The organism is Rhodoplanes elegans, assembly GCF_016653355.1.
GTDB classification, from domain to species: Bacteria; Pseudomonadota; Alphaproteobacteria; order Rhizobiales; family Xanthobacteraceae; genus Rhodoplanes; species Rhodoplanes elegans.
The window spans coordinates 1-7,369 of sequence record NZ_NHSK01000043.1 but is presented as its reverse complement, the minus strand read 5'-3'; the positions used below and the strand labels follow the sequence as shown (position 1 = coordinate 7,369).

Sequence of the window (7,369 nt, the reverse complement as noted above, 5' to 3'; positions counted from 1 at the left end):
GCCGTCGCGGCCCGCCAGCCGCGCCTCCTCGCCGCGATCGAGGCCGAGGCGGCCGCGGCGCTCGACGCCCGGACGGCCGAGGCGGCCCGCACGGCCGCCGCCCTGATGGCGATGACCAACGTCTACTACCGCGCCGTCCACATGGCCGAGGACGCCGACCTCGCCAAGCTGCCGGCCGGCCTGCGCATGAACGCAATGGTGAAGCACGGCATCGCCCAGGCCGATTTCGAGCTGTTCGGCCTCGCCGCCTCGGCCGTGAAGGGCTGCGAGGTCTGTGTGCGGGCGCATGTCGAGGGCGCCAAGAAGCACGCCGTCGCTCTGCCGGCCATCCAGGCGGTGCTGCGCATCGCCGCCGTCGTCCACGCCGCCACGACCGTCATGGACGCCGCCGCCGCGACCGCTCTCTCCCCTGCCCCGAGCGCCGCGCCGGCGCTCGCCTGAAACCCCCGACCACCCTCGCAAGGACTTCGAGACGACCATGCTGACCGTAGGTGACAAGCTCCCGGCCTTCGACCTCCAGGCCGTGGTGTCCATCGAGCCCGGCTCCGCCTTCACGCGGATCACCGACAAGAGCGAGCCGGGCAAGTGGAAGATCCTGTTCTTCTGGCCGAAGGACTTCACCTTCGTGTGCCCGACCGAGATTGCCGCCTTCGGCGCGCTCGAGGGCGAGTTCGCCGACCGCGACGCGGTGATCTGGGGCGCCTCGACCGACAGCGAGTTCGTTCACCTCGCCTGGCGGCAGAACCACAAAGACCTGAAGGCCCTACCCTTCCCGATGCTGTCCGACATCAAGCGCGAGCTCTCGGCCGCGCTCGGCATCCTGCACGCCGAGGAAGGCGTCTGCCTGCGCGCCACCTTCGTGGTCGACCCGGAGGGCATCATCCGCTTCGTTTCGGTCAACGACCTCTCGGTCGGCCGCAATCCGCAGGAGGTCCTGCGCGTGCTCGACGCGCTGCAGACCGACGAGCTGTGCCCGTGCAACTGGCAGAAGGGCGAGGAGGTCCTGAAGGTCGCCTGATCGCCGTTCGGGACGCCCCCGATCGCCTGCTTCGATCACGCCCGCCCGGCCCCGACGGCCGCGGCGGGCGTCGCTTTTGTGGTCTCTCGACACCGTTTCGGAGGCTTTTCCGGAGCGACCGATTCGCGCTCGCGCGATCCCGCCGTACGGCTTGCCGGAGGGGCCTGCGCGGCGCCGCGAAATCTCTTGAATTCTCCTTTTACAATAACCATTTATCGACAGTCACATTGTCCTGTACGCGCCCCCGCTTTCGTGTCACACGAGGGTGACGGATTACGCGGTCCCGATCCGGCCGCCGGGCTGCGTCCAGAATCGCATTCACGGCCCGTTTCAGGCCCCCCGCTCCAGAGCCAGACCCGGTTTCCGGACAACACCCAAAGCGCCTCGGCATGGACGACACGACCCCCTCGCAGATCCCCTCCGACGGCTCCGACTACGGCGCCGAGTCGATCAAGGTCCTCAAGGGCCTCGACGCCGTGCGCAAGCGGCCGGGCATGTATATCGGCGACACCGACGATGGCTCCGGCCTGCACCACATGGTGTACGAGGTGGTCGACAACGCCATCGACGAGGCGCTGGCCGGCTACGCCCGCGAGGTGTCGGTCACGCTGAACCCGGACGGCTCGGTGACGGTGCGGGACGACGGCCGCGGCATCCCGACCGCGATTCACAAGGGCGAGGGCGTGTCGGCCGCCGAGGTCATCATGACCCAGCTCCACGCCGGCGGAAAATTCGACCAGAACTCCTACAAGGTCTCGGGGGGCCTGCACGGCGTCGGCGTCTCGGTCGTCAACGCGCTGTCGAGCTGGCTGAAGCTGCGCATCTGGCGCGACGGCCACGAGCATTTCATGGAGTTCCGGCACGGCGAGGCGGTGGCGCCGCTCGCCGTGGTCGGCGACGCCGGCGGTCAGCGCGGCACCGAGGTGACGTTCCTCGCCTCGACCGAGACCTTCACGATGACCGAGTACGACTGGGGGACGCTGGAGCATCGCCTGCGCGAGCTCGCGTTCCTGAACTCGGGCGTGCGCATCGTGCTCGCCGACAAGCGGCACGCCGTCGAGAAGCGCGAGGAGATGCACTACGAGGGCGGCGTCGAGGCCTTCGTGCGCTTCATCGACCGCAACAAGAAGCCGCTGGTCGTCGACCCGATCGTGATCAAGTCGTCGCGCGACGGCATCGAGGTCGAGTGCGCGATGTGGTGGAACGACGGCTATCACGAGACCGTCCTGTGCTTCACCAACAACATCCCGCAGCGTGACGGCGGCACCCATCTGGCCGGCTTTCGCGGGGCGCTGACCCGGCAGATCACCGGCTACGCGGAATCCGGCGGCGTCTCCAAGAAGGAGAAGGTCGCCCTCACCGGCGACGACTGCCGCGAGGGCCTCACCGCGGTCCTCTCCGTGAAGGTGCCGGACCCGAAGTTCTCGTCGCAGACCAAGGACAAGCTGGTCTCCTCGGAGGTCCGCCCCGCCGTCGAAGGCGTGCTCAACGAGGCGCTGGCGTCCTGGCTCGAGGAGCATCCGAGCGAGGCCAAGGTTGTCGTCGGCAAGGTCGTCGAAGCCGCCACGGCGCGCGAAGCCGCGAGGAAGGCGCGCGAGCTGACGCGACGCAAGGGCGCCCTCGATGTCGCCTCGCTGCCCGGCAAGCTCGCCGACTGTCAGGAGCGCGACCCGGCGAAGTCCGAGCTGTTCATCGTCGAGGGCGACTCGGCCGGCGGCTCCGCCAAGCAGGGCCGCAACCGCGAGTTCCAGGCCGTGCTCCCGTTGCGCGGCAAGATTCTCAACGTCGAGCGCGCCCGCATCGACAAGATGCTGTCGAGCCAGGAGATCGGCACGCTGATCACGGCGCTCGGCACCGGCATCTCCGAGGAGTTCTCGGCCGACAAGCTGCGCTACCACAAGATCATCATCATGACGGACGCCGACGTCGACGGCGCCCATATCCGCACGCTGCTGCTGACGTTCTTCTACCGGCAGATGCGCGAGCTGGTCGAGCGCGGCCACATCTTCATCGCGCAGCCGCCGCTCTACAAGGTGAACCGCGGCAAGTCCGAGCAGTACCTCAAGGACGAGCGCGCGCTGGAAGACTATCTGATCGCCACCGGGCTCGACGAGGCGGTGTTCCGCGCCCATTCGGGCGAGGACCGCGCCGGCCCCGACCTCAAGCTGCTGATCGACCAGGCCCGCACGGTGCGCGGCGTGCTGGCCGGCCTGCACAGCCGCTACCGCCGCGCCGTGGTCGAGCAGGCCGCCATCGCCGGCGTGCTCAATCCGGCGATCGCGCTCGACCGCGAGAGCGCCGACCGCGCCGCCGCCTATATCGCGCGCCGGCTCGACGCGCTCGCCGACGAGACCGAGCGCGGCTGGGAAGGTCGCTTCGTCGAGGGCGACGGCTTCACGTTCGAGCGCACGGTGCGCGGCGTGAAGGAGGTCGCGGTGATCGACGGCGCGCTGCTCGGCTCGCTGGAGGCCAAGAAGCTCGACGATCTCGCGCCGCTCCTCCAGCAGGTCTATCCGCGGCCCGGCGTGCTCCGCCGCAAGGGCGACGAGACGCCGATCCACGGCCCGATCGACCTGATCGAGGCGGTGATCGCGGCCGGCCGCAAGGGCGTCGCGCTGCAGCGCTACAAGGGGCTGGGCGAGATGAACCCCGACCAGCTGTGGGAGACCACGCTCGACGTCAACGCCCGCTCGCTTCTCCAGGTGAAGATCAAGGAGGTCGACGAGGCCGAGGACATCTTCACCAAGCTGATGGGCGACGTCGTCGAGCCGCGCCGCGAGTTCATCCAGGAGAACGCGCTCGCTGCCAGCGTGGATATCTGAGGCGGGTCGCGCTACCGGCGGGGACGGTTCACCATCCCTTGCTGGTCTCGGGGGCACGACCTATCGTAGAGATCGAGACGGAGAGGCCGCCATGAAGTCGTGGTCGATGGCCGATGCCAAGGCCGACATTTCCGCCGTTATCGATGCCGCCGTGACGGACGGGCCGCAGCGGATCGAGCGCAGCGGCGCCGAGCCGGTCGTCGTCGTGAGCGAGTCGGCATGGAAGCGGCTCGCGGCCGAGTATCCGACGATGGCCGACCTCGTGACCGGCGCGCCGATCGATCCCGACGACCTCCCCGACCGACGGCCGGCTCGCGTCGGTCGATCAGACGCGTTCTGATGTATGTTCTCGACACCGATGTGCTCTCACTGACGAGCCCGACTTCTGCGGTCGCGACCAAGGACGTCGAGGCTTGGCGTCACTGGGTCATTCGAAATCACGATCATCTCTACTTCAGCGTCGTGACCGTTATGGAGGTCCGGTTCGGTATCGCGAAGTGCATCGCCAAGGGCGCCACCGCCAAGGCCGGCAAGCTGCAGCGCTGGCTGACGGCGACAGAGACGATCTACGGATCGCGGATCATTCCGGTCTCGGTGGAGATCGCCCGCAAGGCCGGCGAGCTGCTGTACGCCGCAGTCGGCGCGGGCACGGCTCCGAGTTCGGAGGATGCCATCGTGGCCGCGACGGCCTCTGTGAACGGCTTCCAGCTCCTGTCCCGGAACGGCAGGCACATGGCTGCGCTCGGCGTCGACTGGCTCGATCCCATAGGGCCGCGCCTCGCAGATCTTTCCTCGTGAACGGGGCATGCGGGCGACCTCCGCGTTGGCCGCGATTGCAGCGGGCTTCCTTCCCTGTGCGCAACATCCTTCCCCGTTTTGGGGTCCGAGGAAGTACGGAATTGCTCCCGTAGCGGTATTTCGATAGCCCGAACACCAGATGGCTCGGCCCGGCGACATCCGGGACGTGGCCGGGACGGCTTCGTCCCGGCCATCGTCGTCCGGCGTCTGCGAAGCGCCGGCCGGGCACCCATTCATTTTCGAGACGTTCATAACCGGGGGAGACCCATGTCGAAGATCAGGTATTTCGGCGACGAGACCATTCCGCTCGAGATGCACAAGGTGCGGATCGTCCAGAAGCTCGGCCTGCCGCCGATCGAGCGCCGCCTTCAGGTGATGACCAAGGCCGGCAACAACACCTTCCTGCTGCCCAACGACGAGGTGTTCCTCGACATGCTGACCGACAGTGGCGTCAACGCCATGAGCGATCAGCAGCTCGCCGCCATGATGGTCGCCGACGACGCCTATGCGGGCAGCGCCACCTACACGCGGCTGGAGACGAAGCTGCGCGACATCTTCGGCATGGAGTATTTCCTGCCCGCCCATCAGGGCCGCGCCTGCGAGCACATCCTCGCCAAGGTGCTGGTGACGCCCGGCAGCGTGGTGCCGATGAACTATCACTTCACCACCACCAAGGCGCACATCACGCTGCAGGGCGGCGTGGTCGAGGAGCTGGTGTCGGACGCCGGGCTCGAGGTGACGAGCCGCCAGCCCTTCAAGGGCGACATGGACATCGGCAAGCTGAACGCCGTGATCGCCAAATGGGGCGCCGACAAGGTCGCCTTCGTGCGGGTCGAGTCCGGCACCAACCTGATCGGCGGCCAGCCGGTGTCGATCGAGAACCTCGCCGCGGTCAGCGCGGTGTGCCGCGCGAACGGCATCATGCTGGTGATGGACGCGAGCCTGCTCGCCGACAATCTCCACTTCAACAAGACGCGCGAGCCGTCCTGCAAGGACCTCACGATTCGCGAGATCACGCGAAAGATCGCGGATCTGTGCGACATCATCTATTTCTCGGCGCGAAAGCTCGGCTGCGCGCGCGGCGGCGGCATCTGCATCCGCCACAAGGACGTCTATCTGAAGATGCGCGGCCTCGTCCCGCTCTACGAGGGCTTCCTCACCTATGGCGGCATGTCGGTGCGCGAGATCGAGGCGCTCACCGTCGGTCTGGAAGAGACCATGGACGAGGACATGATCAACCAGGGGCCGCAGTTCATCGCCTACATGGTGGACGAGCTGGATCGCCGCGGCGTCCCGGTGATCACGCCGCCCGGCGGGCTCGGCTGTCACGTCGACGCCAAGCGCTTCGTCGATCACATCCCGCAGTCGCAGTATCCGGCCGGCGCGCTCGCCTCGGCCCTCTACATCGCCGCCGGCATCCGCGGCATGGAGCGCGGCACGCTCTCCGAGCAGCGCGAGCCGGACGGCCGCGAGGTGTTCTCCAACATGGAGCTGGTGCGCCTGGCGCTGCCGCGCCGGGTGTTCACGCTGAGCCAGGTGAAATACGCGATCGACCGCCTGTCGTGGCTGCACGCCAACCGCCGCCTGGTCGGCGGCCTCACCTTCGTCGAGGAGCCGGAGGTGCTGCGTTTCTTCTACGGCCTCCTCAAGCCGGTCTCCGACTGGCAGGAGCGGCTGGTCGCGAAGTTCCGGGCGGACTTCGGCGACAGCCTGTGAGGGCGGCGGCCCGGACGGGGCGGCACCCGGGGCGCGGTCAGACCGTAGACGCGCCGCGGAAGCGGCCGTAGCCGCGGCGGACGCCCGGACCGAACAGGATCACCTCGTAGGTCTCGGGCGTCCCGCCCTCCATGCCGGGCGAGCCGACCGGCATGCCCGGCACGGCGAGCCCGGCGGCCGCCGGCCGCTCGGCCAGAAGGCGCTCGATCGCCGCCGCCGGAACATGCCCCTCGATCACGTAGCCGCCGACCTCGGCCGTGTGGCAGGTTCGCAGCTCGTCCGGCACCCCGAACCGCGACTTGACCGCATCGAGATCGGCGACGTCGACCAGGGTCACGGCGAAGCCATTCGCCTCCATATGGCGCGCCCAACCGGTGCAGCAGCCACAGGACGGATCCTTGTGAACGCGGACCGAACGCCCTTGCGCCCGCGCCGGGGCGCCGGACGCGACCGCCGCCGCGAGCAGCGCCAGCGCACCGAGCCCGCGCCTGGTCACCCTGCCGTGGGACATGGGACATCTCCTGGAGAACGGTCCGCGCTGTGCCGGGACCTGGACCTCGGTTCCGTCCGGGATCGGCCCCGGAGCGGCTCGCAGGCTACAGCATCGCTCCGGCGCATCCCCCCTACCCCTCCACCCGCATCGCGACCTCGTTGCGGCGGAGCGGCGGCAGCGTCCAGGGCGGATCGTAGAACTGGGCGAAGGGGGCGCCGAGGGGACGCCACCGGGTGGTCGCCAGGAGGCGGGCGAGCAGGCGCGCCTGGTGCTCCACCGCGTCGGGCGCGGTCGATCCCGAGAACCTGATCACGGCGACCGTGTCGGCCGGAACCTCGACGATGGCGATACCCGGGTCGTCCGGCACCGGCAGGGTGTCGCGGGTGAAGTGCTGCGGCATGAAGAACCGGATGGTCCAGCGCGGGCCGCCGTCGCGGTCGCGGTCGCGGTCGCCGCCCGCGACGTCGGGCGCGTCGGCCGCCGCCGCCGGGCCGACAGGGGCCGGCGCCACCGTCACCGGGG

Annotated in this window: 8 protein-coding genes; 6 read left to right on the top strand and 2 right to left on the bottom strand. The window is 69.0% G+C overall.

All coding sequences use genetic code 11. From position 1 onward, the window contains the following. The 6 genes from CCR97_RS03310 to CCR97_RS03285 form a co-directional block, all read left to right on the top strand. Positions 1-441: carboxymuconolactone decarboxylase family protein (locus CCR97_RS03310; RefSeq protein WP_201159296.1), on the top strand; the 441-nt coding region annotated here is incomplete at its 5' end. Positions 442-478: 37 nt separating this feature from the next. Further along, positions 479-1,018 (top strand): peroxiredoxin, encoded by a 540-nt coding sequence (locus tag CCR97_RS03305; RefSeq protein WP_111358947.1) that lies wholly within the window; start codon positions 479-481, stop codon positions 1,016-1,018. A gap of 389 nt (positions 1,019-1,407) precedes the next feature. After that, on the top strand, positions 1,408-3,840 hold the full coding sequence (gyrB, locus tag CCR97_RS03300; RefSeq protein WP_111358948.1) for a DNA topoisomerase (ATP-hydrolyzing) subunit B: 2,433 nt from the start codon (positions 1,408-1,410) through the stop codon (positions 3,838-3,840). A 91-nt stretch (positions 3,841-3,931) separates the two neighbouring features. Then, entirely contained in the window at positions 3,932-4,180 is a 249-nt protein-coding gene (locus CCR97_RS03295; RefSeq protein WP_111358949.1) for a type II toxin-antitoxin system Phd/YefM family antitoxin, read from the top strand. Then, positions 4,180-4,638: a PIN domain-containing protein gene (locus CCR97_RS03290; protein ID WP_170145971.1), complete on the top strand. Its 459-nt coding sequence runs from the start codon at positions 4,180-4,182 to the stop codon at positions 4,636-4,638. The genes CCR97_RS03295 and CCR97_RS03290 overlap by 1 nt, the downstream gene beginning before the upstream one ends. A gap of 267 nt (positions 4,639-4,905) precedes the next feature. Then, positions 4,906-6,354 (top strand): tryptophanase, encoded by a 1,449-nt coding sequence (locus CCR97_RS03285; protein WP_111358951.1) that lies wholly within the window; start codon positions 4,906-4,908, stop codon positions 6,352-6,354. A 37-nt stretch (positions 6,355-6,391) separates the two neighbouring features. Here the strand turns inward: CCR97_RS03285 and CCR97_RS03280 are convergent, their stop codons facing one another. Both CCR97_RS03280 and CCR97_RS03275 read right to left on the bottom strand, forming a co-directional pair. Then, entirely contained in the window at positions 6,392-6,865 is a 474-nt protein-coding gene (locus CCR97_RS03280; RefSeq protein WP_111358952.1) for a DUF411 domain-containing protein, read from the bottom strand. A 112-nt stretch (positions 6,866-6,977) separates the two neighbouring features. Continuing rightward, a partial coding sequence (locus tag CCR97_RS03275; RefSeq protein WP_201159295.1) for an SOUL family heme-binding protein occupies positions 6,978-7,369 on the bottom strand: 392 nt, incomplete at its 5' end.

Excerpts from the sequence above, each read along its gene's own strand:
- CCR97_RS03305 (WP_111358947.1), top strand. The coding sequence starts at position 479 with ATGCTGACCGTAGGTGACAAGCTCCCGGCCTTCGACCTCCAGGCCGTG.
- gyrB (WP_111358948.1), top strand. The coding sequence starts at position 1,408 with ATGGACGACACGACCCCCTCGCAGATCCCCTCCGACGGCTCCGACTAC.
- CCR97_RS03295 (WP_111358949.1), top strand. The coding sequence starts at position 3,932 with ATGAAGTCGTGGTCGATGGCCGATGCCAAGGCCGACATTTCCGCCGTT.
- CCR97_RS03290 (WP_170145971.1), top strand. The coding sequence starts at position 4,180 with ATGTATGTTCTCGACACCGATGTGCTCTCACTGACGAGCCCGACTTCT.
- CCR97_RS03285 (WP_111358951.1), top strand. The coding sequence starts at position 4,906 with ATGTCGAAGATCAGGTATTTCGGCGACGAGACCATTCCGCTCGAGATG.
- CCR97_RS03280 (WP_111358952.1), bottom strand. The coding sequence starts at position 6,865 with ATGTCCCACGGCAGGGTGACCAGGCGCGGGCTCGGTGCGCTGGCGCTG.